At 68.1% G+C, this 24,999-nt stretch carries 27 protein-coding genes; 11 read left to right on the plus strand and 16 right to left on the minus strand.

What is annotated here, in order from left to right:
- Positions 1-90: 90 nt before the first annotated feature.
- Genes NQK81_RS44060 through NQK81_RS44070 form a run of 3 tightly spaced genes read right to left on the minus strand, consistent with a single transcriptional unit; the run spans position 91 to position 4,508 of the window.
- Positions 91-2,115 (minus strand): ABC transporter ATP-binding protein, encoded by a 2,025-nt coding sequence (locus tag NQK81_RS44060; protein WP_371878843.1) that lies wholly within the window; start codon positions 2,113-2,115, stop codon positions 91-93.
- Positions 2,115-3,848 carry an ABC transporter ATP-binding protein gene (locus tag NQK81_RS44065; RefSeq protein WP_257486245.1) on the minus strand — a complete coding sequence of 578 codons (1,734 nt, stop codon included), beginning with the start codon at positions 3,846-3,848 and terminating at the stop codon, positions 2,115-2,117. Before NQK81_RS44065 ends, NQK81_RS44060 begins: the two co-directional genes overlap by 1 nt.
- Before the next feature lie 30 nt (positions 3,849-3,878).
- Positions 3,879-4,508: a TetR/AcrR family transcriptional regulator gene (locus NQK81_RS44070; RefSeq protein WP_257486246.1), complete on the minus strand. Its 630-nt coding sequence runs from the start codon at positions 4,506-4,508 to the stop codon at positions 3,879-3,881.
- 271 nt (positions 4,509-4,779) lie between these two features.
- Between NQK81_RS44070 and NQK81_RS44075 the strand changes: the two genes are divergently transcribed.
- The 7 genes from NQK81_RS44075 (at position 4,780) to NQK81_RS44105 (ending at position 10,020) form a co-directional block, all read left to right on the plus strand.
- Complete coding sequence (locus NQK81_RS44075) at positions 4,780-6,006, plus strand: sensor histidine kinase (protein ID WP_257486247.1); 1,227 nt, start codon at positions 4,780-4,782, stop codon at positions 6,004-6,006.
- Positions 6,003-6,437 (plus strand): roadblock/LC7 domain-containing protein, encoded by a 435-nt coding sequence (locus NQK81_RS44080; RefSeq protein ID WP_005159022.1) that lies wholly within the window; start codon positions 6,003-6,005, stop codon positions 6,435-6,437. Before NQK81_RS44075 ends, NQK81_RS44080 begins: the two co-directional genes overlap by 4 nt.
- Before the next feature lie 19 nt (positions 6,438-6,456).
- Positions 6,457-6,840, plus strand: a complete 384-nt coding sequence (locus tag NQK81_RS44085) for a DUF742 domain-containing protein (protein ID WP_125683188.1) — start codon at positions 6,457-6,459, stop codon at positions 6,838-6,840.
- Positions 6,815-7,432: a GTP-binding protein gene (locus tag NQK81_RS44090; protein ID WP_125683190.1), complete on the plus strand. Its 618-nt coding sequence runs from the start codon at positions 6,815-6,817 to the stop codon at positions 7,430-7,432. Before NQK81_RS44085 ends, NQK81_RS44090 begins: the two co-directional genes overlap by 26 nt.
- A 25-nt stretch (positions 7,433-7,457) precedes the next feature.
- Positions 7,458-8,684 (plus strand): styrene monooxygenase/indole monooxygenase family protein, encoded by a 1,227-nt coding sequence (locus NQK81_RS44095; RefSeq protein ID WP_257486248.1) that lies wholly within the window; start codon positions 7,458-7,460, stop codon positions 8,682-8,684.
- Between the two features lie 118 nt (positions 8,685-8,802).
- Positions 8,803-9,657 carry a non-homologous end joining protein Ku gene (gene ku, locus NQK81_RS44100; protein ID WP_257486249.1) on the plus strand — a complete coding sequence of 285 codons (855 nt, stop codon included), beginning with the start codon at positions 8,803-8,805 and terminating at the stop codon, positions 9,655-9,657.
- Between the two features lie 150 nt (positions 9,658-9,807).
- Positions 9,808-10,020 (plus strand): hypothetical protein, encoded by a 213-nt coding sequence (locus NQK81_RS44105; protein ID WP_126734587.1) that lies wholly within the window; start codon positions 9,808-9,810, stop codon positions 10,018-10,020.
- A 157-nt stretch (positions 10,021-10,177) separates the two neighbouring features.
- Here the strand turns inward: NQK81_RS44105 and NQK81_RS44110 are convergent, their stop codons facing one another.
- The 6 genes from NQK81_RS44110 to NQK81_RS44135 all read right to left on the minus strand — a co-directional run bounded on the left by NQK81_RS44110 (position 10,178) and on the right by NQK81_RS44135 (position 14,558).
- Complete coding sequence (locus NQK81_RS44110; protein ID WP_257486250.1) at positions 10,178-10,399, minus strand: DUF2795 domain-containing protein; 222 nt, start codon at positions 10,397-10,399, stop codon at positions 10,178-10,180.
- Positions 10,400-10,547: 148 nt separating this feature from the next.
- Entirely contained in the window at positions 10,548-10,703 is a 156-nt protein-coding gene (locus NQK81_RS44115; RefSeq protein ID WP_007034891.1) for a DUF6131 family protein, read from the minus strand.
- Between the two features lie 317 nt (positions 10,704-11,020).
- Entirely contained in the window at positions 11,021-12,496 is a 1,476-nt protein-coding gene (ahcY, locus tag NQK81_RS44120) for an adenosylhomocysteinase (RefSeq protein WP_257486251.1), read from the minus strand.
- A gap of 245 nt (positions 12,497-12,741) precedes the next feature.
- Positions 12,742-13,794: a DNA polymerase IV gene (locus tag NQK81_RS44125; RefSeq protein ID WP_257486252.1), complete on the minus strand. Its 1,053-nt coding sequence runs from the start codon at positions 13,792-13,794 to the stop codon at positions 12,742-12,744.
- 10 nt (positions 13,795-13,804) lie between these two features.
- Positions 13,805-14,230, minus strand: coding sequence for a YciI family protein (locus tag NQK81_RS44130; RefSeq protein ID WP_257486253.1), 426 nt, complete (start codon positions 14,228-14,230; stop codon positions 13,805-13,807).
- A gap of 61 nt (positions 14,231-14,291) precedes the next feature.
- Positions 14,292-14,558 (minus strand): DUF3040 domain-containing protein, encoded by a 267-nt coding sequence (locus tag NQK81_RS44135; protein ID WP_257486254.1) that lies wholly within the window; start codon positions 14,556-14,558, stop codon positions 14,292-14,294.
- A 252-nt stretch (positions 14,559-14,810) separates the two neighbouring features.
- On the opposite strand from NQK81_RS44135, the gene NQK81_RS44140 reads away from it, so the two are divergent.
- The gene (locus tag NQK81_RS44140; RefSeq protein ID WP_257486255.1) at positions 14,811-15,869 is read left to right on the plus strand and encodes a cobalamin-independent methionine synthase II family protein; all 1,059 of its coding nucleotides are present in this window, start codon (positions 14,811-14,813) and stop codon (positions 15,867-15,869) included.
- A gap of 23 nt (positions 15,870-15,892) precedes the next feature.
- Here NQK81_RS44140 and NQK81_RS44145 read toward each other — a convergent pair whose 3' ends face one another.
- Positions 15,893-16,519, minus strand: coding sequence for a LysE family translocator (locus NQK81_RS44145; protein WP_257486256.1), 627 nt, complete (start codon positions 16,517-16,519; stop codon positions 15,893-15,895).
- Positions 16,516-17,082 (minus strand): GNAT family N-acetyltransferase, encoded by a 567-nt coding sequence (locus NQK81_RS44150; protein ID WP_257486257.1) that lies wholly within the window; start codon positions 17,080-17,082, stop codon positions 16,516-16,518. Before NQK81_RS44150 ends, NQK81_RS44145 begins: the two co-directional genes overlap by 4 nt.
- A gap of 51 nt (positions 17,083-17,133) precedes the next feature.
- Between NQK81_RS44150 and NQK81_RS44155 the strand changes: the two genes are divergently transcribed.
- Positions 17,134-17,919: an alpha/beta fold hydrolase gene (locus NQK81_RS44155; protein ID WP_257486258.1), complete on the plus strand. Its 786-nt coding sequence runs from the start codon at positions 17,134-17,136 to the stop codon at positions 17,917-17,919.
- A 209-nt stretch (positions 17,920-18,128) separates the two neighbouring features.
- On the opposite strand, the gene NQK81_RS44160 is transcribed toward NQK81_RS44155, so the two are convergent.
- Both NQK81_RS44160 and NQK81_RS44165 read right to left on the minus strand, forming a co-directional pair.
- Positions 18,129-18,944, minus strand: a complete 816-nt coding sequence (locus NQK81_RS44160) for a MerR family transcriptional regulator (RefSeq protein WP_257486259.1) — start codon at positions 18,942-18,944, stop codon at positions 18,129-18,131.
- Between the two features lie 45 nt (positions 18,945-18,989).
- On the minus strand, positions 18,990-20,144 hold the full coding sequence (locus NQK81_RS44165) for an epoxide hydrolase family protein (protein WP_257486260.1): 1,155 nt from the start codon (positions 20,142-20,144) through the stop codon (positions 18,990-18,992).
- 109 nt (positions 20,145-20,253) lie between these two features.
- Here NQK81_RS44165 and NQK81_RS44170 point away from each other — a divergent pair, with 109 nt between their 5' ends.
- Together NQK81_RS44170 and fdhD are read left to right on the plus strand one after the other, a co-directional pair.
- Entirely contained in the window at positions 20,254-21,585 is a 1,332-nt protein-coding gene (locus tag NQK81_RS44170) for an OFA family MFS transporter (RefSeq protein WP_257486261.1), read from the plus strand.
- Positions 21,585-22,412 (plus strand): formate dehydrogenase accessory sulfurtransferase FdhD, encoded by an 828-nt coding sequence (gene fdhD / locus NQK81_RS44175; RefSeq protein WP_257486262.1) that lies wholly within the window; start codon positions 21,585-21,587, stop codon positions 22,410-22,412. The genes NQK81_RS44170 and fdhD overlap by 1 nt, the downstream gene beginning before the upstream one ends.
- Before the next feature lie 35 nt (positions 22,413-22,447).
- Here the strand turns inward: fdhD and NQK81_RS44180 are convergent, their stop codons facing one another.
- From NQK81_RS44180 to sucC, 3 genes are read right to left on the minus strand one after another with little or no spacing between them, the layout of a single operon-like run.
- The gene (locus NQK81_RS44180; RefSeq protein ID WP_371878844.1) at positions 22,448-22,933 is read right to left on the minus strand and encodes a beta-class carbonic anhydrase; all 486 of its coding nucleotides are present in this window, start codon (positions 22,931-22,933) and stop codon (positions 22,448-22,450) included.
- A complete protein-coding gene (gene sucD, locus NQK81_RS44185) occupies positions 22,930-23,802 on the minus strand; it encodes a succinate--CoA ligase subunit alpha (protein ID WP_257486263.1) in 873 nt (290 codons plus the stop codon). Before sucD ends, NQK81_RS44180 begins: the two co-directional genes overlap by 4 nt.
- A gap of 1 nt (position 23,803) precedes the next feature.
- The gene (gene sucC / locus NQK81_RS44190; RefSeq protein WP_257486264.1) at positions 23,804-24,967 is read right to left on the minus strand and encodes an ADP-forming succinate--CoA ligase subunit beta; all 1,164 of its coding nucleotides are present in this window, start codon (positions 24,965-24,967) and stop codon (positions 23,804-23,806) included.
- Positions 24,968-24,999: the final 32 nt, after the last annotated feature.

Raw genomic sequence — 24,999 nt, forward strand, 5'->3', positions numbered from 1 at the left:
AAGCCTAGCGCCGTTCACGGTCCTTTCGTGCGATGAAGGCCCCTTTTCCCACGGTTACGGCAGGAAAAGAGGCCTTCACGCCGATGCGGTTCAGTCGGTCTCGGCCAGTGCCTCCGCGAACTGCGCGGCGTAGAGCCGGGAGTAGGCACCGCCGGTGAGCAGCAGTGTTTCGTGGTCGCCCTGCTCGACGATCGACCCGTTCTCCATCACCAGGATGACGTCCGCGTCGCGGATGGTGGAAAGCCGGTGCGCGATGACGAAACTCGTCCGTCCTTCGCGCAGCGAGTTCATCGCCCGCTGGATCAGCACCTCGGTCCGCGTGTCGACGGAGCTGGTGGCCTCGTCGAGGATGAGGATCGCGGGTTTCGCCAGGAACGCCCGCGCGACGGTGATCAGCTGTTTCTCACCGGCGCTGACCGTGCCGCCCTCGTCGTCGATCACCGTGTCGTAGCCGTCCGGAAGGGTGCGGACGAACCGGTCGACGTGGGTCGCCTTGGCGGCCGCGACGACCTCGTCGTGCGTGGCGCCTTCGGAACCGTAGGCAATGTTCTCCGCGATGGTGCCGCCGAACAGCCACGCGTCCTGCAGCACCATGCCGGTCTTGGCCCGCAGGTCCTCGCGGTCCATCCCGGCGATGTCGACGCCGTCGAGGGTGATCCGGCCGCCGTCGAGTTCGTAGAACCGCATGAGCAGGTTGACCAGAGTGGTCTTCCCCGCCCCGGTCGGGCCGACGATGGCGACGGTGTGCCCCGGTTCGACGGTGAGCGACAGGTCCTCGATGAGCGGCGTGTCCTCGGTGTACCGGAACGACACGTGCTCGAACTCGACCTGCCCCCGTACCTCCTCGACCCGTGCGGGTTCGGCGGGCTCGGGTTCCTGCTCGTCCGCGTCGAGCAGCGCGAAGACCCGCTCCGCGGACGCGATCCCGGACTGCAGCAGGTTCGCCATGCTGGCGATCTGCGTGACCGGCTGGCTGAACTGCCGCGAGTACTGGATGAACGCCTGGACGTCGCCGAGCGACAGGGTTCCGGACGCCACCCGCAGCGCGCCGATCACGGCCACGAGCACATAGCTCAGGTTGCCGATGAACATCATCGCGGGCTGGATGGTGCCCGAGATGAACTGCGCCTTGAAGCTCGCGCCGTACAGGGTGTCGTTGTGCTCACGGAAGACCTCTTCGGCCTCCTCGCGGCGGCCGAACACCTTGACCAGCGAGTGCCCGGTGTACATCTCCTCGATATGCGCGTTGAGCCGTCCGGTGGTGGACCACTGCTTGATGAACTGCGGCTGCGCCTTCTTGCCGATCTTGGCCGCGACCAGCACCGACGCCGGCACCGAAAGCAGTGCGACCAGGGCCAGCAGGGGCGAGATGACGAACATCATCACCAGCACGCCGACGACCATCAGCAGCGACGATACGATCTGCGCGAGGGTCTGCTGAAGGGACAGCGCGAGATTGTCGATGTCGTTGGTCGCCCGGCTCAGCACCTCGCCGCGCGGCTGACGGTCGAAGTAGCTCAGCGGGAGCTTGGCGAACTTCTCCTCGATCCGCTCCCGCAGGTCGAACACCGCCCGCTGGACCAGGTTCGTGGTCAGCCTGGCCTGCAGCAGCGAGAAGAACGACGCCACGATGTAGAGCAGCAGCACCCACAACAGGACCTGGCCGACGGCGTCGAGGTCGATGCGCTGACCGGGGACGAAATCGATCCCCGAGTACAGGTCGGCGACGGTGTTGTCGCCCGCGGCCCGCAGCCCGGCGATGACCTGTTCCTTGCTCACTCCCGCGGGCATGTCCTTCGCGACGACGCCCGCGAAGATGAGGTCCGTGGCCATCCCGAGGATCTTCGGGCCGATGACGCTCAGCGTGACACTGGCGATGCCGAAGATCAGGATGCCGTACAGCATGGCGCGCTGCGGTTGCAGCAGACGCAGCAGTCGTTTCAGGGATCCCTTGAAGTCCAAGGCCTTTTCGGCGGACGGCCCGCCCATGAAGCCGGCGGGGCCACGGCCGAGACTGCCGCCTCCGGGGCCGGGTCCCCGCGCGGCGCTCGCGCGCTCGCCCACCGGTTTGGCCGGGGTGTCCGAAGAAGACTGTGTGGATTCGGGCGCGCTCATCAGGCGGCCTCCTGCTCGGTCAGCTGGGACAGCACGATCTCCCGATAGGTCTCGTTCGTGTCCATGAGTTCGGTATGGGTTCCACTGCCGACGACGCGGCCTTCGTCGAGCACGACGATGCGGTCGGCGTGGCGGATCGTGCTGACCCGCTGCGCGACGATGACCACGGTCGCCTCGGCGGTCTCGGCCGTGAGCGCCCGCCGCAGCGCGGCGTCGGTCGCGTAGTCGAGCGCGGAGAAGGAGTCGTCGAAGAGGTAGATCTCGGGGCGCCGCACCAGCATCCGCGCGATCGCGAGCCGCTGCCGCTGCCCGCCCGAGACGTTGGTCCCGCCCTGGGCGATGGGGGAGTTCAGCCCCTCGGGCATCCGCTCGACGAAGTCCTTGCCCTGGGCGACCTCCAGCGCGTGCCAGAGCTCTTCGTCGGTGGCGTCGGATTTGCCGTAGCGAAGATTGCTCGCGACCGTCCCGGCGAACAGGTACGGCTTCTGGGGCACCAGCCCGACGGCGTCGGACAGCACGGTCTGATCCAGTTCCCGGACGTCGACGCCGTCGACCCGCACGGAGCCGCCGGTGGCGTCCATCAGGCGGGGGATCAGGTTGAGCAGCGTGGTCTTGCCGCTGCCGGTGCTGCCGATGATCGCGGTGGTCTCGCCGGGCAGGGCCAGCAGCGAGATCTCCTGGAGCACCGGCTTCTCCGCGCCGGGGTACCGGAATTCCACATCGGACAGTTCGAGCCGTCCGTGCACCTCGCCGGGGCTGACCGGGTTCGCCGGGAGGACGACGCTGGTGTGCGTGTCGAGCACCTCGGTGATGCGTTCGGCGCTGACCTCGGCGCGGGGCACCATCATGAACATGAAGGTGGCCATCATGACCGCCATCAGGATCTGCATCAGGTACGACAGGAACGCGGTGAGCGCGCCGATCTGCATGCTGCCGTCGTCGATGCGCAGCCCGCCGAACCACAGCACGGCGACGCTGGAGGCGTTCATCACCAACATGACGATGGGGAACATCAGGGCCATCAGCCTGCCGACGACGAGCGAGACGTCCAGCAGTTCGGTGTCGGCCTTGGTGAACCGGCGCCGTTCGTGGGTGTCCTTGACGAACGCCCTGATCACGCGGATGCCCATGATCTGCTCGCGCAGGATCTGGTTGATCTTGTCGAGACGCTCCTGCATGAGCCGGAACGCCGGGCGCATCTTCGCGATGATGATCCCGACCGAGACACCCAGGATCGGCACCGCGAGCACGAGCAGCCACGAAAGGGTGACGTCCTGGTTCAGCGCCATGATGATGCCGCCGAAGCACATGATCGGCGCGGACACCATCAGGGTGAAGGCCATCAACGTCAGCATCTGCACCTGCTGGACGTCGTTGGTGGTGCGGGTGATCAGCGACGGCGTCCCGAACTGGCCGACTTCGCGGGCGGAGAAGTCCTGGACCCGGTGGAAGATCGCGCCGCGGAGATCCCGGCCGACCGCCATCGCGGTCCGGGCGCCGTAGTAGACGGCGCCGATCGAGCAGGCGATCTGCACCAGCGACACCAGCAGCATGACGCCGCCGACACCGAGGATGTAGTCGATGTCGCCGGTGACCACACCGCCGTCGATGATGTCGGCGTTGAGCGTGGGGAGGTAGAGCCCGGCGAGGGTCTGGACGAACTGCAGCAGCACGATGAGCCACAGGTCTCGCCGGTACGGGCGCAGGTGAACGCGCAACAGCTTGGTCAGCACAACGGTTTCTCCCCAGTGGTGGGTAGGGTGTTACTTCTTGTTCGGGCCGGTGAGCGAGGGAATGCCCGCCGCGGCCTCGTGCAGGAGGACGTCGAGCGTCTCCAGGAACGGCCTGGAGCCCTCATCGATCAGCCAGCTGAAGAACGCGGTCTTCACCGCGGACTCCACGATCGCCGCCATGAGCCGCGCGTTCAACGCGTTTTCCGGGCCCGCGCCCGCACGTTCCAGGATGGCGTCCGCCAGCACCTGTTCGACCTTGGCATGCGCCTTGAGGAACTCGCCCTGCACGGACGGGTGCAAAAGCAGTGACCGCGCCAGCTCGACCGAGCCGCGATTCGGTTCTCCCAAGCTGCCGTAGGCCTCCACCGTCGCGGTACCGACAGCCTCCCACAGCGTCTCTTCCGAAGGCCGCGCGCGCAGCGCCTCCCGCAGGAGTTCCTGCCGTTCGACGATGAACGAGCAGATCGCCTCCTCCTTGCTGGAGAAGTAGTTGTTGAACGTGCGTGGCGAGACCCCGACGGCGGAGGCGATGTCCTCGACGCGGACCTGTTCGACGCCCTTCTCCATGGCGAGTTTGAGCGCTGCCTCGCTCATGGCGCGACGGGCCGCACGCTTCTTGCGTTCGCGCAGCCCCAGCGGCGGGTTCGGGTCGGAGGACATGCGTTCAGCCTAGGGAAAAGTTGCGGGGCGCGCAAATTAATGCGCGGCACGCACTTTTCGGGCATCCCCCGTGGCGCGGAACACTCAGATGCAGCCGAATGGCCTAGCGCGCCGCGCTCACCAGCCGTAACGCGTTCGTGACCACGTCACTGCCAGCGGTTGAACGGAAACCGACTGTGGACACGGATAGTGACTTCTGCTTGCATGGCCGTCGTTGTGCTGGGGAGTGCGACACGGGTCCGGGTATGCGAAGAGAAAGAAGTGGAAGCACATGGTGACGCGGGCTCGAGGCTTGCTTGACCGCTCACGGGTTCTTCTGGACCGTTCCAGGGTCGCCGCGGCGCAGTTCCTCGCCGCCCCGCCCCGGCACGCTCCGTCGGCTCCGCCTGCCGAACCGGAGGTGGAGCAGAGGCCCGCCGTGGAGGCGCCGGACGCCGGCGCGCTCGCCGGGGTCTGCTCCAATGTCGCGCTGCGCGACCTCAACCTGCTCGACCAGCTGCTCGCGCAGCTGGAGACGATGGAGGCGGGGGAGGAGAACTCCGACCGCCTCGCCGAGCTCTACCGGCTCGACCACCTGGCGACCCGGTTGCGGCGCAACGCCGAGAACCTGCGCGTCCTCGCCGGCCGCGACGCCGACGACACGACGGCCGGGATCTCGTCCGTGCTCGACGTGATGCGGGCCGCGATGTCGTCGATCGACCACTACTCGCGGATCACCATCGGCCGGGTCGTTTCGCTCGGTGTGGTCGGTTTCGCCGCCGAAGACGTCAGCCGGATCCTCGCCGAACTGTTCGACAACGCGGCGAACCAGTCCTCGCCGAGTTCGCCGGTCAGCGTCAGCGCGCATCTCACCGAACAGGGCAGCGTGCTGATCCGCATCGAGGACGAGGGCATCGGCATGCCGCCCGAACGTCTCGCGGCGCTGAACGAGCGGCTGGCGGCCGGCCCCGTGCTCGACGACGAGTCCGTGCGGCATATGGGACTCGCGGTCGTCGGCAGGCTCGCCGACCGGCACGAGATCACCGTCAAACTCGACCGCCGCACCCCGCACGGCACGGTCGCGACCGTGCTGCTGCCGGTCCCGGTGGTGTCGGAACTGGCCGAGAAGCAGTGGTCCGGTTCGCAGACCGTCGTGCTGCCGCAGGCCAGGATCACCAACGGAGCACCCGTGGGGACCCCGGTCGCGACACCGTCCGGCCTGCCGCGGCGCCGCCCGGCTCCTTCGGCGGCACCGGAACCGGAACGGAAGCCCAGCCCGCGACCGCGCACGGCCTTCGAGCCGCCCGCCGACGGCGGCACCACGGCCAGCGGCCTGCCGCGCCGGGTTTCCCGCAGTATCAGGACTTTGCCCGACGAACCGGCCCCGCCGACCACCCCGCCCGCCGACGCGGCGGACGGGCACGAGGCGCTGCTGGCCGACCTCGATGCCTTCACCGACGGCGAGCGTGCCGCCCTCGACGACCGGCACGAGCGTGAGACCGGAGGAAACACCCAGTGACCGCCCAGGACGCGACCACGGATTTCACGTGGTTGCTCGACGACTTCGTGCGCAAGGTGCACGGTGCCAGCCACGCGCTGATCATGTCCGTCGACGGTTTCCCTTTGACCGCTTCGGAATCGGTGTCCAGCGACGACGCCGAGCAGCTCGCGGCCATCGCGAGCGGACTGCTCAGCCTCGCGGGCAACAGCGCGGCGCTGTTCGGCAAGGGCAACTGCGAGCAGATCATCATCCGGCTCACCCGCGGGTACTTCCTGTTCATGGGGATCGGTGCCGAGGCGGGGCTGGCGGTGCTCACCGAACCGGACTGCGACATGAAGGTCGTCGCCTACGAGATGACCCAGTTCATCACCAACGCCGGTCACGCGCTCACCCCCGAGGTGCGAGCGGGACTCCGGCAGGTCCTGACCGCCCGACGGCCGCAGGCCTGAGAATCCGGAGAAGGAAGGGATGACCGTGTCCAGCGACCAATCTCCGGACCGGCCCGTCAAGATGCGCAGCCGCAGAATCCGGCCGTACGCGCTGACCGGCGGCCGGACCAAGAGCAGCCAGCTGCTGCTGGTGGAGACCCTGATCTCGGTCCCGCGTTACGACCCGTCACTGGCCGAGGCGCTGATGCCCGAATCGCGCTCCCTGTACGAGCGCGCCCGGGATCGCTCGTCGATCGCCGAGCTTTCGGTGGGACTGGATCTGCCCTTGGGCGTGGTCCGGGTGCTCGTCGGCGACCTCGCCACCCAGGGTGCCGTCTTCGTGCACCCGACGGCCCACGCCTACAACCACGATACGAACGTGCTCGAGAGGATCCTCGATGGACTCAAGCGCCTCCCGGTCTGACCCCAGTCTGCTGGCGATTTCCGCCAAGATCGTGGTCGCCGGTGGATTCGGCGTTGGCAAGACGACCTTCGTCGGCTCCGTCTCCGAGGTCCCCCCGCTGAGCAACGAGGCCTGGATGACCGAAGCGGGCGCCGGCGTCGACGAGCTCGTGCCGCCCGGAACCAAATCCACCACCACGGTCGCGATGGACTTCGGCCGGATCACCCTGCGTGAAGACCTGCTCCTGTACCTGTTCGGCACCCCCGGACAGGCCCGGTTCTGGTTCCTCTGGGACGACCTCTCGCGCGGCGCGCTCGGCGCCGTCGTACTGGTCGACACCAGCCGGATCGACCAGTCGTTCGCCGCGATCAACTACTTCGAGAACGACTCCGAGCTGCCGTTCATCGTCGCGGTCAACCAGTTCGAGGGCATGCCGGTGCACGACCTCGAAGAGGTGCGCGACGCGCTGGCGCTGTCCCCGGACATCCCGCTGGTCACCTGCGACGCCCGCGACCCGAAGTCGGCGGTCGCGACGCTGCAGGAACTGGTGTCGCACACGCTGTCCCTCGCGGTGGTCTCGGGGCCTGGCCGCGAGTTCGCCTCACTCAGCTGAACGGGTTCTGGGAGGAACACAGAGGATGCGCAAGGTTCTGATCGTCGGTGCCGGGCAGTCGGGGTTGCAGCTGGCCTTGAGCCTGCTCGCCCACGACTACGACGTCACGGTGATGTCGGCGCGGACGCCGGACGAGATCCGCTCCGGCAAGGTGATGTCGACCCAGTGCATGTTCCATTCCGCTCTGCAGCACGAGCGGGACCACAAGCTGAACCTGTGGGAGGAAGAGACCGTCAAGGTCGAGGGGCTCGGCGTCTCCATCGCGGGACCGGACTCCAGCCGCGTGCTGGACTGGTTCGGGCCGCTGGAGCACTACGCGCAGTCGGTGGACCAGCGGGTGAAGATGGCCGCCTGGCTGGAGCTGGTGGAGGACCGCGGCGGCAAGGTCGTCATCCACGGCGTCACCACCTCGGACCTGGCGCCGCTGGCGAAGCTGTACGACCTGGTGGTCATCGCGGCGGGCAAGGGCGAGCTGGTCCAGCTGTTCGACCGGATCCCGGAGCGTTCGCCGTACACCGAACCCCAGCGCGCGCTTTCGCTCGCTTACGTGCACGGTGTCGAGCGGCGGCCCGAGCACCCGGACAAGGCGGCGGTGCGGTTCAACATCATCCCCGGTGTGGGTGAGCTGTTCATGATCCCCGCGTACACGCTGAGCGGGAACTGCGACATCCTCTTCTTCGAAGGGATCCCCGGCGGCCCGCTCGACTGCTGGGACGACCGGCCGACGCCGCAGCAGCATCTCGACCGGATCTTGTCGCTGATGAAGCAGTTCCTCCCGTGGGAGTACGAGCGGTCCCGGAACGCCGTGCTGACCGACGACAAGGCGACGCTGGCCGGCGGGTACACGCCGGTCGTGCGGAACGCGGTCGGCAAGCTGGACTCGGGGACCGCGGTGCTCGGCATGGCCGACGTCGTGGTGGCCAACGACCCGATCACCGGCCAGGGCTCCAACAACGCGAGCCACTGCGCGGCGTCCTATCTGGACTCGATTCTCGAACGCGGTGACAAGCCGTTCGACGAGGAGTGGATGTCCGCGTCGTTCGAGAAGTACTGGGAGTACGCCCAGCACGTGACGATCTGGACCAACGCGATGCTGCAGCCGCCGCCCCCGCACGTGCTCCAGATCATCGGCGCGGCGGGGGAGAAGCCCGCCGTGGCGCAGCGGTTCGCGAACGGGTTCTCCGATCCGACCGACTTCCAGCATTGGTTCCTGGACCCCGCGAAAGCGGAGAAGTACCTGGCCGAGGTCTGATTCCGGGACCGCGACAGTCCCGCGATCGGGTTCGCGGGACTGTCGCGGTGCGCCGTTTCGGGCTACCGTGGTCACCGTGTGTGAGTACGGTCGGTGACGGCAGCGGAGGTGCGGCTCGATGCGTTCGATGTGGAAGGGCTCGGTGTCCTTCGGGCTGGTGAGCATCCCGATCCAGCTCTACGCGGCCACCGAGAACAAGAACGTCTCGCTGCGCCAGGTGCACGAGGCCGACGGCGGCCGGATCCAGTACAAGCGGTTCTGCACGATCGACGGCGAGGAAGTGCCCTACGCCGAGATCGCGAAGGGCTACGAACTGCCCGACGGCGAGATGGTCGTGCTCACCGACGAGGACATGTCCGAGCTGCCGCTGGCGTCGTCGCGGGCGATCGACGTGCTCGAGTTCGTGCCGCTGGAGTCCATCGACCCGATCCAGTTCGACAAGACCTACTACCTCGAACCGCAGAAGAACGCCGTCAAACCGTACGTGGTCCTGCGTGACGCGCTGCAGAAGGCGAGTCACGTGGCGGTCGCGAAGGTCGCCATCCGGCAGCGGGAGACGCTCGCGATCCTGCGGGTCCACAGCGACGTCCTGACGATGACGACGATGTTGTGGCCCGACGAGGTCCGCGTCCCCGATTTCGGGTTTTTGCACGAGGATCCGCCGCAGGTGCGGCCGCAGGAGCTGACGATGGCGGGCTCCCTGATCGACTCGCTCTCGGAGCCGGTGTTCGAGCAGGAGAAGTACAGCGATTCGTACCGCGAGGCACTGGAAGCCATGATCGAGGCCAAGGCCGCGGGCAACCAGACGACGAAACCGAAGTCCGTCGGCGCTGAGGCCGACGTCGTCGACCTCATGGAAGCCTTGCAGGCCAGCGTGAGCGAGGCGAAGAAGAGCCGGAAGCCCACCGCGGCGAAGAAAGCCACCGCGGCCAAGAAACCCGCGTCGGCCAAGCGAACCCCGAAGAGCGCCTGACTCTCCTTTGTGGACGGTTGTGCCCGGTGTCACCGCACCGGGTGCTCCGACACGCCGCGCGTATGCCGGAAATTGTCGCCCCTCGGTGGTAGTAAGGCAATCGAGGAGAACTTTTCCGAAGCGATCTTCGACCTGATCGCGGGAGGCGGCATGAACATGGAGTGCGCGTTCTGCGCCGGCGAGCTCGACCACTGCCACGGGACCCTGGTGGTCCACGTCGACGGTGGTTTCACCGAATGCAGCGAAGACGGCTGCGTCGACCTCGACTTCTCCCGGCACACGCTGACGATCGACTGCTTCGACGTCGACGGCGGCTGCTCGTGCGCCGAGATGGCGGCCCAGCTGCTGCTGCGGGCTTCTTGACCGGCGGCCAATACACCAGTCCGGCCCGATTCGGGCGTTCGTGCCCGATTGCCACTCGAAGGTGTATGCGTTCGTGTACATCGCGGCCGGGAATGTGTTAACTATGACGGGGTCCTCCGGCTCTCCCTCCCCCTCGGAGCCGGGGGGCCCCTTCATGTCACGGTGCTTCCTTCGCGGTGTCGTGGATCGGCGCCCCGTTGCAGGAGCGGACGGCCTCCCACACGCCGTCCCCGTCCGCGTAGTCGTCGGCGGGCAACGTGCCCAAGGGGCCCAGGACATCGTCGCCCGCCCCGGCCGCCGCGGCGGCCCGTAGGAGTTCGTCACGTCCACACGGGTACTTCGCGTCCGCCAGGTACGGGCGAGGGTCCATCCCTGTCATCGGCTCTCCCTCCTTCTCCTCGTCCGGGGTGGATACCCGGCGGGCGGAGTACGAAAACGGCCCGGGCACCCGGCGTGAGGGGAACGCCGGGTGCCCGGGCCGTTTTTCAGCGCGGTACCGGGGGCTCGGTACCGGTTCGGTCCGGTGCTCAGTACCAGTGGGCGCGACCGCCGATGGCCTTCCCGGTGTTCCCGAGAACGGCCAGGATGATGCCGATGACCGCCAGCGCGATCCCGATGGAGTACAGGACGGGGATGCTGGCGATGACACCGACGACAATCAGGATGACGCCGAGAATGATCACGGGAACACCTTCTCCTTCGTAGTCGCCCGGCCCGAGTGCTGCCGGGGTGTGGCTACTGGAGGGATTCCCGCCTCGATCGGGGCGAAAACAGGTCCATCCGGCGCAAGTTTTCACGCATTCGGCCTAGTGGCTGCCCGCCTCGTGAGTGGCTAGGACGGCTGGAGGCGGCACGACTGCGCGTGAAGGCCCCCTTCCCTCGGCTCAGCCGAGGAAACTCGACCTTCACACCTTTCCCGGTCCGTGAAGGCCTCCTTGCCTACCCTGAGGGGAGGGAAGGAGGCCTTCACCACCTGTGGGACCGCTACGGTCGCTGAGCCTCAGTACCGATAGTGGTCCAGCTTGTACGGGCCCTCGACGTCCACGCCGATGTACTCGGCCTGGCGCTTGGTCAGCTTCGTCAGCCGGACGCCCAGCGCGTCGAGGTGCAGGCGGGCCACCTTCTCGTCGAGGTGCTTCGGCAACACGTGGACGTCGGTGGTGTACTCGCCCTGCTTCGTGAACAGCTCGATCTGCGCGATCGTCTGGTTGGTGAAGGAGTTCGACATCACGAAGCTCGGGTGGCCGGTCGCGTTCCCGAGGTTCATCAGCCTGCCTTCGGACAGCACGATGATCGAGTGCGCCTCGCGGTCCGCCGTCGCGGGGAAGACCCACTCGTGCACCTGCGGCTTGATCTCGATCTTCTGGATGCCCGGGATCTTCGCGAGGCCGGCCATGTCGATCTCGTTGTCGAAGTGCCCGACGTTCGCGACGATCGCGTTGTGCTTCATCTTGGCCATCTGGTCGGCCATGATGATGTCGAAGTTGCCGGTGGTGGTGATGAAGATGTCGCCGCGCTCGACGACGTCGTCGAGTTCCACGACGTCGAGACCCTCCATCGCCGCCTGCAGCGCGCAGATCGGGTCGATCTCGGTGACGACCACGCGGGCGCCCTGGCCGCGCAGCGATTCCACGGCGCCCTTGCCGACGTCGCCGTAGCCGCAGACGACCGCGACCTTGCCCGCGATCATCACGTCGGTGCCGCGGTTGAGACCGTCGATGAGCGAGTGGCGGATGCCGTACTTGTTGTCGAACTTCGACTTCGTCACCGAGTCGTTCACGTTCATCGCCGGGAAGAGCAGTTCGCCTTCCTTGGCGAGCTTGTAGAGCCGCTTGACGCCGTTGGTGGTCTCCTCGGTGACCCCGCGGACCTCCTTGGCGATACGGGTGAACCGGCTGGTGTCGCGACCGAGGCTTTCGCGAAGGGTCTCCAGCACGAGGTGGTACTCCTCGGGGTCCTCCTCGGTCGGCTGCGGTACGGCACCGGCGGCCTCGAACTCGACGCCCTTGTGGATCAGCAGGGTCGCGTCGCCGCCGTCGTCCAGGATCATGTTCGGGAGGCGCCCGTCACCGAAGTCGAAGAGCTGGTCGGTGCACCACCAGTACTCGGCGAGCGTCTCGCCCTTCCACGCGAACACCGGCGAACCCGACGGCTTCTCCACGGTGCCGTCCGGGCCGACGACGACGGCCGCGGCCGCCTCGTCCTGCGTGGAGAAGATGTTGCAGGACACCCAGCGCACCTCGGCGCCCAGCGCGACGAGCGTCTCGATCAGCACGGCGGTCTGCACGGTCATGTGCAGCGAACCCGCGACCCGCGCGCCCTTCAGTGGCTGCGAGCCGGCGTATTCGCGGCGCAGCGCCATCAAGCCGGGCATCTCGACCTCGGCGAGGCGCAGCTGCTTGCGGCCGGCCTCGGCAAGGGAGAGATCGGCGACGGCGAATTCGATCCCGTTGACCTTGGACAGGGTCGGGCTCATGGGTTCTCCAATCATCAGGAAAGGCAGGGTGGAGCGGTCCTTTTCGCCGGTGGCGGGAAGGACGACGTCAGTGCGGGGGTTTCAGTGCTCGGCCTCGAAGACCGGAAAAGGGTTCGGACGCAACAAAGGCACCTCCACAGTGGGAGGCGCCCTTACGTCTGTCGCGGCGGGCCGAGCGTGGCGGAAGAATTCCGTCGCAGCGCCTCTCGACCCGGAACCAGAATGGCAAAGCGCCGCGAGCGCTGTCAAGGCGACGCGGATCGCTCCGCGGTCGAGGGGAATTCGGCGCGGACACCCAGCAGGCGGACCGGTCTGCCGAGGTCGAACATGCCGAGAACGGCCAGCGCCGCCTTCTCGATTTCGGCGGGGTCGGAGGTCCGTGCGGGCAGGGTCATGCTGTGCGTATGGGTCTGGAACGGGGCGAACCGGACCTTGACCGCGACCCGCGCGGCGGGCCTGCCTTCCTCGGCGACGTCCTGTGAGACACGTTTCGCCAGCACGACGACCTCCGCGGCCATGGCCTCGGGATCGGAGATGTTCTGCTGAAAGGTCGTCTCGCGGCTGCGGGATCGCGCGACGTACGGCGTCGCGGTGACCTCGGCGTCGCCGATCCCGCCGGCGAGGATCCGGTACCAAGGGCCGAGTTTCGGGCCGAACCGGGCCGCGAGGTCCGCCGGATCGGCGCCCGCCAGTTCCAGCACGGTGTGGTAGCCGGCCTCGGCGAGCTTCTTCGTGGTCTTGCTGCCGATACCCCACAGGGCGTCCGTCGGCCGCTCGGCCATGACGTCCCACCAGTTGTCCTGGACGAGCCGGAAGATCCCCGCGGGTTTGGCGAATCCGGTGGCGAGTTTGGCGCGCAGCTTGTTGTCCCCGATGCCGACGGAGCAGGAAAGGCCGGTCTCCTCGGCCACTTGCCGCCGGATGTCGGCGGCGAGGGCTTCGGGATCGTCGGTGTTGACGCCGAGGAACGCTTCGTCCCAGCCGAGCACTTCGACGACCACGGGGAATTCCCGCAGTACCGCCATCACCCGATCGGACACCTCTTGGTACGCGGGTGCGTCCGTGGCGAGGAAGATCGCGTCAGGGCAGCGTTTCGCGGCGGTCCGCAAGGGCATCCCGGACTGGATGCCGAACTCCCGCGCCTCGTACGACGCCGTCGCCACGACGGCCCGTGCCGTGGGATCGCCCGTGCCGCCGACGATGACGGGCTTACCGCGCAGCTCAGGCCGCCGGGCGACCTCGACCGCCGCGATGAACTGGTCGAGGTCGACGTGAAGTACCCACTCCCCGGCGGCCATGGAACCGAGCTTAGGACCGTTCGGCGATCTCGTCGCGCATCCGCTGCTCGTTCTCCTGCAGCTCCGGGGTGAAGTTCTCGCCGAAGTCCTCGGCTTCGAGGATCTTGCGGACCTCGAGCACGGTGTCGCCGGTCGGGGGAGTGGGACAGCGCTTCGCCCACTCGATCGCTTCGGCACGCGAAGGGACGTCGACGATCCAGAAGCCGCCGACGAGTTCTTTGGCTTCGGTGAACGGGCCGTCGGTGACGGTGGCCCCGGCCGCGTTGAGTGTGACCCGTGCACCCTTCGCGCTTTCCTGCAGGCCTTCGCCACCGACCAGCACTCCGGCGTCGAGCATCTCCTGGTTGAACTTCGCCATGGCGGTCAGAGCCTCCATCGGCGGCATCTTCCCGGCTTCGGAATCCTCGTCCGCCTTGATGATGATCATGAACCGCATGCGTCTTCCTCCCAGTGAACCGGACGTATCGCCCGGACTCTACCGGTGGACGGGAAGACGATCAGGCGCGCCCGAACCGGGAAAGATGCACGATCACCGCCGCGGTCACGGTGATCATTCCCATCAAGAGCAGGGCCGGGCTGTTCACCACGATGCCGAGCAGCATCAACAGTCCGGCGGTGATGTCGAGGCTGAGGACGAGCGCCAGCCGGAGCAGCGGTGGCCGGGCGGGCCTGCCGGACCGGAGTTGGGCGGCCAATGCCGGCTCGGTGAGCTCGAACCAGCGCTCGATCTTTTCCAGCTCTTGCCGATCATGATGGCTCAGCATCGGTTTCTCCTTCGGCGCGCCCCGGCCGTCGACATCCACGGAATACCCAGGGGGAGGGCCGGATAAGCATCGAATTTCACCGAGCTTCGTATAACGACCTATACGGATCGCCGTCGAAGATTCTTCGAAGCCCTAACCATTGCGCCATTGGGGGTTTCGGCACGCCGAAAGATCGTCAAGGAGGGGAAAGGCTCGGTAGTTTCCACGCTTGTGGCCAGGGCGGCCGCGGTGCCAGCTGGGAGGACGCGAGCGATGACCATCCCCACCGAACCGATCGGCAGTATTCCCCGTCCCGCCTATCTCGTCGAAGCGCTCGGCGAGTACGCGGCGGGACGGCTCGACGCCGACGGACTCGGCGAGTCGCAGGAAAAAGCTCTCGTGGAGACCATCGAACGATTCGAGGCGACCGGCTCGCCGGTCATCACCGACGGCGAACAGGGCAAGCCGAGTTTCGCCACGTATCCCTTGGCGGGCCTCACTTCGCTGGCGCCGGACGGCGTCGTCATCCCGTTCGCCGACGGGCACACCCGGCAGCTTCCGAGGCTGACCGCCGGGCCGTTCCGCTATCAGACCTACGCCGACAGCTATCTGCGTGCGGCCAAGAAGTACGCGACCCGGCCGGTGAAGCAGGCGGTGATCGCGGCTTCGGCGATCAGTCTCGTCTACCCCGGTGAAGAATTGGCCGGATACGACAAGGAGCAGTTCATCGCCGACCTGGTGAACGAGGCCGAGGCCGACATCCGCCGCAGCCTCGACGCGGGCGCGGACAGCGTCCAGATCGACTTCACCGAAGGCCGGCTGTCGCTGAAGCTCGATCCGTCCGGCGGTCTGCTGAAGTCCTTTGTGGACTTGAACAACACCGTACTGGACCGGTTCTCGGAGGAGGAGCGGAAGAAGATCGGCGTGCACACCTGCCCCGGTGGGGACCAGGACTCCGTGCACAGCCTGGACGTCGACTACGCCGGCCTGCTGCCGACGTTGTTCGAGCTGAAGGTGGGCAACGTCTACGTCCAGCTGGCCAGCGAGCCGGATCCCGAGCGGGCACTGCGGGTGATCGCCGAGCACTCTCGGCCGGAGCAGCGGGTCTTCGTCGGCGTGACCGATCCGATCGACCCGCGCGTCGAAACCGCCGAAGAGGTACGGGACCGCGTCCTCCAGGCGGCGCGGTACATCCCGCTGGACCGCCTGGGCACCTGCGACGACTGCGGTTTCTCACCGTTCGCCGACGACACCTCGACGTCGCGGGAGATCGCGTTCGCCAAGATCGCCGCCCGCGTCGAAGGCACGCGCCTCGCCGCCGAATCCCTCTGACGCCGGGTGATGGGCGCCTTCGGTCAGTTCTGCACCGCGACCCGGATGCCGAGGCCGACCAGGAAGGTGCCCATCACCGCGTCCATCGTGCGACGCACCCTGCCGGAGCCGAAGAACCTCCGCAGCGAACCGACCAGCGTCGCCAGGACGAAGGTCCAGACGACGGCGACCGTGGTGGCCAGCACGGCCAGCTGCAGGGTTTGCGCGGTCGAGGCCGAATGGGGGAGGAACTGGGGGATCAGCGCGAGGAAGAACATCGCGACCTTCGGGTTGAACAGGTTGGTGAGCAATCCCTGCCGGAAGGCCTCCTTGGGCGCGACGACCGGTGCGACCTTGTCCTTGAGTTCGCTGTAGTCGCCGCGGCGCACCGCCAGCCACGCCTTGACACCGAGGAAGATCAGGTACGCGGCGCCGATCAGCTTCACCACGGTGAAGGCGATGGCCGACGCGGTGAGGATCGCGGCGACGCCGAGCGCGATCGCGACCACCCAGACGAAGACGCCGAGCGCGATCCCGAGTCCGGCGGCGATCCCGGCCTTGCGCCCGCCGAGGATCGCGCTGCGGGTCACCACCAGGAAATCCGGGCCCGGTGCCATCGCGCCGAGCAGGCAGATCAGGACGAACGAGAGTGCGGTGGCCCCGGAGATCATGTCCGGATGCTATCCGGCTCGTCGATGCCCCTGGCCATCACGGCGCCCGGTACGTCGACGCCGTCGGGCGTCGTGACGGTCACCCGTTCGACTTCGGTGAAGCCGAACGACCGGTACAGCGGAACGCCGGGCAGGGTCGCCGTCAGGGTCAGCGAGGTGAAGCCCTCGGCCTTCGCGGCGAGACGACAGGACTCGAGGATCGCGCGCCCGAGACCGCGGCGGGTCCAGTCGCCGCGGACGAACATGGCGCGCACGCGCGCGGGTTCGGTGGCCGGGTCGAGCGGACGGTCGTCGTCCGACGCGTCGCCGGCGCCCGCGTGGGTCTTGTTGCGTCTGCTCCAGCCTCCGCAGGCGACGATCTCGCCGTCCGCCTCGTGCACGAAGTAGGTGCCGTCTTCGATCAACCGGAGGTCGAGGCGCGCGATGTGGTCGGCGGCGCTCGCGGTCTGCCGCTCGTCGTAGAACCGGGGGAACAACTCCAGCACCGAGGCCCGCATCAGCGCCGCGATGGCGGGAGCGTCGGCGAGGGTGGCCGTCCGCTGCTGAGGCGTGTACGTCGTCATGTCGCGGAAGATAGCCAACTGCCGTGGCTCCGCCTACCGGATAATCACGTGATGATCACCGACGACGGCTGCGAGCTGTGGACCTCGGCGACCGGCCCTGGCGAACCGATCCTGTGCTGTCACGGCGGCCCCGGTCTGTGGGACATGTTCGGCACCCTCGATCTCGGACCGCGTTTCCGGTTGATCCGGTGGGATCAGCGCGGTGCCGGCCGATCGGAAGCGTGTGGCCCGTACACGCTCGAACGGATGGTCGCCGACGTCGACGCCGTCCGCGAGTGGCACGGCCTCGACCGCGTCCCGGTTCTCGGGCATTCGTGGGGTGCGCATCTCGGTCTCCTCTACGCGCTCGCACGACCGGAACGGGTGAGTGCGCTCGTGTACGTGTCGGGCGTCGGGCTCGGGCACGAATGGCACGCGGAGTTCAAGCGGAACTTCGAGCGGGTGGCGGGGGAGAAGCCTCGCGACGACGGACGCGAACGCGCGATCTGGCAGTGGACGGCCGATTTCGTGACCGACGGCGCGCGCCATGCCGAAGCGATGGCGACGCCCTGGTTCCGGGTGAACTACGAGGCGAACGCGGCGCTCAGCGAGGAGATGCGGACCGTGCCGGAGCGGGAGCTGATCTCGGCCTGCGAGTCGCTGCGGGTGCCGACGCTGATCGTGGACGGGATGGCCGACAACCGGCCCCGGTGGGCCGTCGACTCCTTGGAGCGGGCTCTGCCGTCGGTGCGGCGGGTGCGGTTCGAGGAGGTCGGGCACGTGCCGTGGCTGGAGGCGCCGGACGAGTTCCGTTCTGCCGTGCTCGACTTCCTGACCGCCCCGCATTGTTCGGGATGAAGGGGAGTTTCCCGCAACAGAGGCGGGCGAACGGGTTGCGAAAGCCACTTTCGCAACCTTCGACGTTGCGAAAGTGGCTTTCGCAACGTCGGATCGGCCGGACGCGATGGGACCTCCGGCGCTGGCGGAGGCGTGTCGCGAAAGCCACTTTCGAGACGTGTGGTGTCCCGAAAGTGGCTTTCGCGGCACCGCTCATCGACTCATGACGGTCAGGCCTTGGTGATCGGCTGCTGCAGCTCGGTGACCCATTTGTCCCCGTCCTCCGGGCATTCGAGGTAGAACTCCCGCGCCGGGCCGCTCGCGCGGTACCCGTGGGCGTCGACCCACTTCGCCAGTGCCTGGTAGCTGGGGAGCACTGTCTCCATCGAACCCCGGTGCAGGATCGTCGCCGCGGTCGCGACTTCGGCGAGACGGACCGTCGAGAATCCTTCGGTGCCATCGGTTTCGGCCGAGATCGGGACCGCGGCGTGGATCAGCACCCGTTCGCCGTCTGCGTCGTCTTCGTAGTAGGCGATCAGCGGCCCGGACGGCGTGATCGGGCCGAGCGCGCCGAACAGCTCCTTGTAGAGCCCTTGGACGACAGGCCCGATCTCGTTGTTCACGTAACCGCTCGCCGTCCCGGTCAGTTCGGCGACGCGCACCGCGGGCAGGCTCTTGACCACGACGTCTTCGGAAGGCATGGTTCCCTCGCTTTCGATCGACCGGAGCCTCGCTTCGACGGCCTTGAGCCGCGCCTCGTCGGCCTCGATGGCCGCTTCGAGTTCGGCGCGGCGCAGCCGCAGCATGCCGCGCAATTCGTCCGCACCGATCTCCGCGTCGAGGATCTCCTGCACCTGGGTGAGGGTGAAGCCGAGATCCTTGAGCGCGATCACCCGGTTGAGCCGGGCCAGCTGCTCGCCGCTGTAGGACCGGTAGCCGCTGAACGGGTCGACGTGGGCGGGGCGCAGCAGCCCGATGGCGTCGTAGTGACGCAGCATCCGGACCGACACCCGGCCGTGTTTGGCGAAATCTCCGATACTGAACATGACGCCTCCCAGCGCACAGCCTGACACGGTGTCACAGTCAAGCGGTCACCGCACGAGCCGGAAGAACGACCGCACCTCCTCGGTGAACAAGTCGGGCTGTTCGAACGCCGCGAAGTGTCCGCCCCGGTCGAGTTCGTTCCAGTACCGGATGTCGGTGAAGCGGCGCTCCGCCCAGCGGCGGGACGGGCGCGGGGTCTCGCGCGGGAAGATCGAACAGCCGGTCGGCACGGTGATCGTGTCCACAGTGGACTCGGCGAACCAGCTCGACACCTCGGCGAAACTCTCCCAGTACAACCGGGCGGACGAGGCGCCGGTGCCCGTCAGCCAGTAGAGCGTGATGTCGTCGAGCATCGCGTCGCGGCTCAGCGCGTTCTCCGGATGGCCGTCGCAATCCGTCCACGACTGGAACTTCTCGACGATCCACGCGCACAGCGCGACCGGTGAGTCGGCCAGCGCGTAGCCGATCGTCTGCGGCCTCGTCGCCTGCTGGATCGCGTAGCCCGAGCCGTCGGCCTTGGCTCGTTCGAGGTCGGCGAGCGATTTCCGTTCGGACTCGGTCAGCTCGCCGAACGTCGCCGGGTCCGGCGCAGCCAGCGGTGGATTGAGATGGATCCCGGCCAGCCGCTCGGGCGCCGTCCGGCCCATGAGCGTGGTGATGCTGGTGCCCCAGTCGCCGCCTTGGGCGCCGTAGCGCTCGTATCCCAGCCCCTCCATGAGGCGGATCCACGCGTCGGCGATGCGCTGGATCGACCAGCCGGCCCGCGTGGGTTTGTCGCTGAAGCCGTACCCGGGCAGGGACGGGACGACGACGTGGAAGGCGTCCGCCGCGTCCCCGCCGTGGGCGACCGGATCGGTGAGCGGGCCGAGCACGTCGAGGAACTCGAAGACCGAGCCCGGCCAGCCGTGCGTGAGGACCAGCGGCAGCGCGTCCTGATGTGGGGAGCGGACGTGCAGATAGTGGATGCCGAGTCCGTCGATCTCGGTCCGGAACTGGGGGAACGCGTTGAGCCGCGACTCGGTTGCCCGCCAGTCGTAGGCCTCCGCCCAATAGGCGCACAGTTCACGCAGGTAGGCGGCGGGTACGCCCTGCGACCAGTCGTCGACGGTCTCGTCTTCCGGCCAGCGGGCACGGCGGAGCCGATCGCGGAGGTCTTCGAGATCGGCCTCCGGGATCCGGGCTTGGAACGGCGTGCTGTCCATGCCGGCTGACGCTAACGAAGGGGTCCGACAATTCGTGGACTTCCGGCCGCCTGAATGCTATAACCAAACTACATACTGTATACAATCTGCCGTGAGCGGGGTGGGACCCATGCCCGATCCTCGAATCCTGCGAGACCACTACGGCCGCCGGTACCGCGTCGGCGAAAGCGACGTGGACCTGATCGGCAGGCCCCGGTCGTGGATGCTCTGGCTCTGCTGGACCGCGATGTTCGCCGCCGGGATCCAGCAATACGGCTTCGGCGTCGTCGCACCGGTCCTGATGGACACCTACGGCTGGACGTTCCCCGAGGTGATCGCCTCCTTCGCGCTCTGGACGGTGTGCCAGGCGTGCGCGGTGTACCCGGTCGCCCGTCTGCGCGAGCGCGGGATGTTCCCGCCCTCGGTCGCGGTGATCGCCGGCGGAGTGCTCTGTGCCACCGGGATGTTCACCCTGGGGCACGCGAACAACCTGGCCGCGATCTTCATCGGCTACTCGGTGCTCGGCGGGATCGGGACGGGCGTCGTCTACGCGACCTGCGTCGGCACGGTGATGAACTGGTTCCCCGATCGCGTCCCGGCGCGGGTGGGCGCGGTCAGCGGCGCCTTCGCCTACGGCAGTGTGCTTTTCGTGCTGGGGGCGGGCTTCTGGCTGTCGGAGGCCAACCGCCGCCCGTTCCTGGACGTCGTCGCGGTGGCCGTGCTCATGATGATCGCGGGTACCGCGGTCCTGCTGCGCGATCCGCCGCCCCGGTGGTGGCCGGAGCGGCCGGATCCGCGTACGTGGGCGGCAGACAAGGTGCGCAACCCCGGGGTCGCGGTGAACCGGCCCGCCCTGCGCGAGTACCGGCCGGGGGAGGTGCTCCGCTGTCCGACGGCGGTGGCGATGTACCTCATCGTCGTGCTGGCCGCCGCGGTCCTCCTCTTCGACGTCGCCTACCTCGCGACTTTCGTGGCGGCGCAGGGAGGCGGACCGGAACTCGCCGCCGTCGCGCTCGCGGTGCTCGCCGGGGTGACCGGCGCGGGACGCGTCCTGCTCGGTGGGCTGTCCGATCGGCTCGGCAGGCGCCGGATCCTGCGACTGGCACTGGCGACCGGTGGGATCGCGCAGTTCGTCCTGCTCTACTCGGGCGATCACGCGGTGGGGCTCGTCGCCGGTGCCGCGCTGGCGGGGCTCGGGAACGGGAGCTGCTACTCGCTGCTGGTGTCGCTGGTCCGCGACTACTTCGGGGAGGAGTCGGCACTGCAGAACTTCGGGGTGCTGTACAGTGCCAAGGCCGTCGGCGCGTTGCTCGGAGTCGGTCTGGCCGCGTTCGTCGTGTCCACGCACGGGTATCTCGGCGCGTTCGCGGTGGCGGGCGCGCTCAGCGTCCTCGGCGCTCTGCTCGGCGGACGGCTTTCCCAGCCGGGACGGCCGAAGTCGTTGCTGCCGGCGATCCGCTGATGGGCCGGGTGACGACCAGACGGCGCGTGGTCCGCGTCGTCGAAGGTGTGCCGGGTGCCCGCCCGGACACGCTGACCGTGGAAGAGCCACTGGAGATCCGCGTCGGCGGGAAGCCGTTGACGATCACGATGCGGACCCCAGGGCACGACTTCGACCTCGCCGCCGGATTCCTTGTCGGCGAAGGGGTTTCGCGGTCCGCGAAGGACATCCACTCGATCCGCTACTGCGCGGGCGCGACCACCGACGGTGCCAACACCTACAACGTGCTGGACGTCGTTCTCGCCGATGGCGTGGCTCCGCCCGATGCCTCCCTGGAGCGGAACTTCTACACCACGTCTTCGTGCGGCTTGTGCGGAAAGGCGAGCCTCGACGCCGTGCGGACCACCGCGACCTGGCCGGTGGACGGCGACGATCTGGTGATCACACCGTCCACAGTGGCCGAACTGCCGGGCAGGCTCCGGACGGCGCAGCTGGTCTTCGACCGCACCGGCGGGCTCCACGCGGCCGGGTTGTTCGGCGCCGACGGGGAACTGCTGTGCCTGCGGGAGGACGTCGGCAGGCACAACGCCGTCGACAAGGTGGTCGGCTGGGCGGCGCGCGACGGGAGGCTGCCGTTGTCCGGGACGGTGCTGATGGTCAGCGGACGGGCGTCGTTCGAACTGGTGCAGAAGGCGGTGATGGCCGGAATCCCGCTGCTGGCGGCGGTTTCCGCGCCGTCGTCACTGGCGGTGGACCTCGCCGCGGAGATGGGCCTGACCCTGGTCGGCTTCCTGCGGGGCGCCTCCATGAACGTGTACACCCGCCCGGACCGCCTCGGCCTGTCCTGACTGCACGCATCCAGAGGACTAAATGCATAAGGGAGCTAGGAGACCTCGGCGAGCTTTCCTGTCCGCTCGTCGTAGACGAAACCCCGAACCGAGGCGGTGTGCAGGAGGAACGGTGACGTCCGCAGCCGGGCGATGCACTGCCGGACGTCCTGTGCCGAATCGGTGAACGTCTCCGCCGCCCACGGCGGCCGGATTCCCGTGCTCGCCTCTATCTGCCGGGCGAAGTCGGTGTCGGTGAACGTCCGCATCCCGCAGTCGTGATGGTGGATGAGCACGATTTCGCGGGTGCCGAGCAGCCGCTGGCTCACCGTCAGCGACCGGATCGCGTCCTCGGTCACCGCGCCGCCGGCGTTCCGGATGACGTGTGCCTCGCCCTCGCGCAGCCCGAGCAGCCGGTACACGCTGATCCGCGCGTCCATGCACGCCACCACCGCGATCCGCCGTCGCGGCCGTCGCGGCGCCGCGCCCATGATCTCCTTGTAGCCGCGCGCGTTCACCAGCAGTGCGTCGATCTCGCTCACAGCACTTCCCGCACGAGCGCCGCCGTCTCGCTGGGGGTGCGGCCGACCGGGATGCCCGCCGCTTCGAGTGCTTTCTTCTTCGCCTCGGCGGTGCCGCTCGATCCGGACACGATCGCGCCGGCGTGCCCCATCGTCTTCCCCGCCGGTGCGGTGAACCCGGCGATGTAGCCGACGACGGGTTTGCTCACCCTCGCCCGGACGTACTCGGCCGCGCGTTCTTCCGCGTCGCCGCCGATCTCGCCGACGAGCACGATCACGTCGGTCTCGGGGTCCTTTTCGAACTCCTCGACGACGTCGATATGCGTGGTGCCGATGATCGGGTCGCCGCCGATGCCGACACAGGTCGAAAAGCCGTGGTCGCGCAGTTCGTGCATCAGCTGATAGGTCAGGGTGCCGGATTTGGAGACCAGCCCGATCCGGCCGGGTTTCGTGATCCCGTCCGGGATGATCCCGGCGTTGGACCGGCCGGGGCTGATCACGCCGGGACAGTTCGGCCCGATGACGCGGGTCGGACTTCCCTTGGCATGGGCCCAGAAAGCGGCCGCGTCGTGCACCGGGACACCCTCGGTGATGACCACCGCCAGCCCGATTCCGGCGTCCACGGCCTCGATGACGGCGTCCTTCACCGCGGGCGGCGGCACGAACAGCACCGACACGTCCGCGCCGGTCGCGCCGACGGCTTCCGCGGCATCTCCGAACACCGGCAGGGCGCGCCCACCGAGGGAGATCTCCTGCCCGGTCTTGCGCGGGTTGATCCCGCCGACGACTTTCGTTCCCGCGGCCAGCATGCGCGCGGTGTGTTTGCGGCCTTCGGCGCCGGTCATGCCGGCGACGACGATCCTGCTGTGTTCGTCGAGGAAGATCGCCATCTCACGCCTCCTGTTCCGCGGCCGCCAGTTTCGCCGCCGCGCCCGCGGCGTCGTCCATCGTGTCCGCCAGGGTCACCAGTGGATGCGCGGCCTCGACGAGGATCCGCCTCCCCTCGGTGACGTTGTTGCCGTCGAGCCGGACCACGATCGGTTTGGCCGCGCGTTCGCCGAGCTGCGCGAGCGCGCGCACGATCCCGTCGGCGACCGCGTCGCACGCGGTGATCCCGCCGAAGACGTTGACGAAGACGCTGCGCACCTGCGGGTCACCGAGGATGACGCCGAGCCCGGCCGCCATGATCTCCGCCGACGCGCCGCCACCGATGTCGAGGAAGTTCGCGGGCCCGACGCCCCCCGCGTCCACCGCCGCGGCCGCGACGACGTCCAATGTGGACATCACCAGTCCGGCGCCGTTGCCGATCACGCCGATGTCGCCGTCGAGTTTGACGTAGTTGAGCCCGGCTTCGCGGGCACGTCGTTCGAGCGGATCCTCGTCCGGTGAGTCCACGAAGACGGCATGAGCCGGGTGCCGGAACGCGGCGTTGGCGTCGAGGGTGACCTTCCCGTCGACCGCGACGACCGTCCCCGCCGTGGTCAGCACCAGCGGGTTGACCTCCACCAGCGTCGCGTCTTCCGCGACGAAGACGTTCCACAGTGCGACGACGGCGTCGGCCGCGGCCTCGGGCAACCCGGCCGTTTCGATGATCCGGCCCGCCAGGGCTCGGTCCACGCCGGTCCGCGGATCGACCGGGATCCGTGCCAGGGCTTCGGGTTTCCCGGCCGCGACCGTCTCGATGTCCATCCCGCCTTCGGCCGAGGCCATCGCGAGGAACGTCCGTTCGGCGCGGTCGAGCAGGAACGAGAGGTAGTACTCCTCGGCGATCGCGCTCGCTTCGGTGACGAGCACCTCGTGTACGCGGTGCCCCTTGATGTCCATGCCGAGGATGTCTTCGGCCGCCTGCTCGGCGTCGTCGGGGGAGCGGACCACCTTCACACCGCCGGCCTTGCCTCGCCCGCCGGTCTTCACCTGGGCCTTGACCACGACGGATCCGCCCAGTTCGACGGCGATCGCCCTCGCCTGTTCCGGGGTGACGGCGACCTTCCCCCGGGGGACCGGGACGTGGTGCCGCTCGAAGAGATCTCGTGCCTCGTGCTCGAAAAGGTCCACGCGAAATCCTTTCGCGAAGGGAGAGGAAACCT

The sequence above is a fragment of the Amycolatopsis roodepoortensis genome, assembly GCF_024628825.1.
GTDB lineage: Bacteria > Actinomycetota > Actinomycetes > Mycobacteriales > Pseudonocardiaceae > Amycolatopsis > Amycolatopsis roodepoortensis.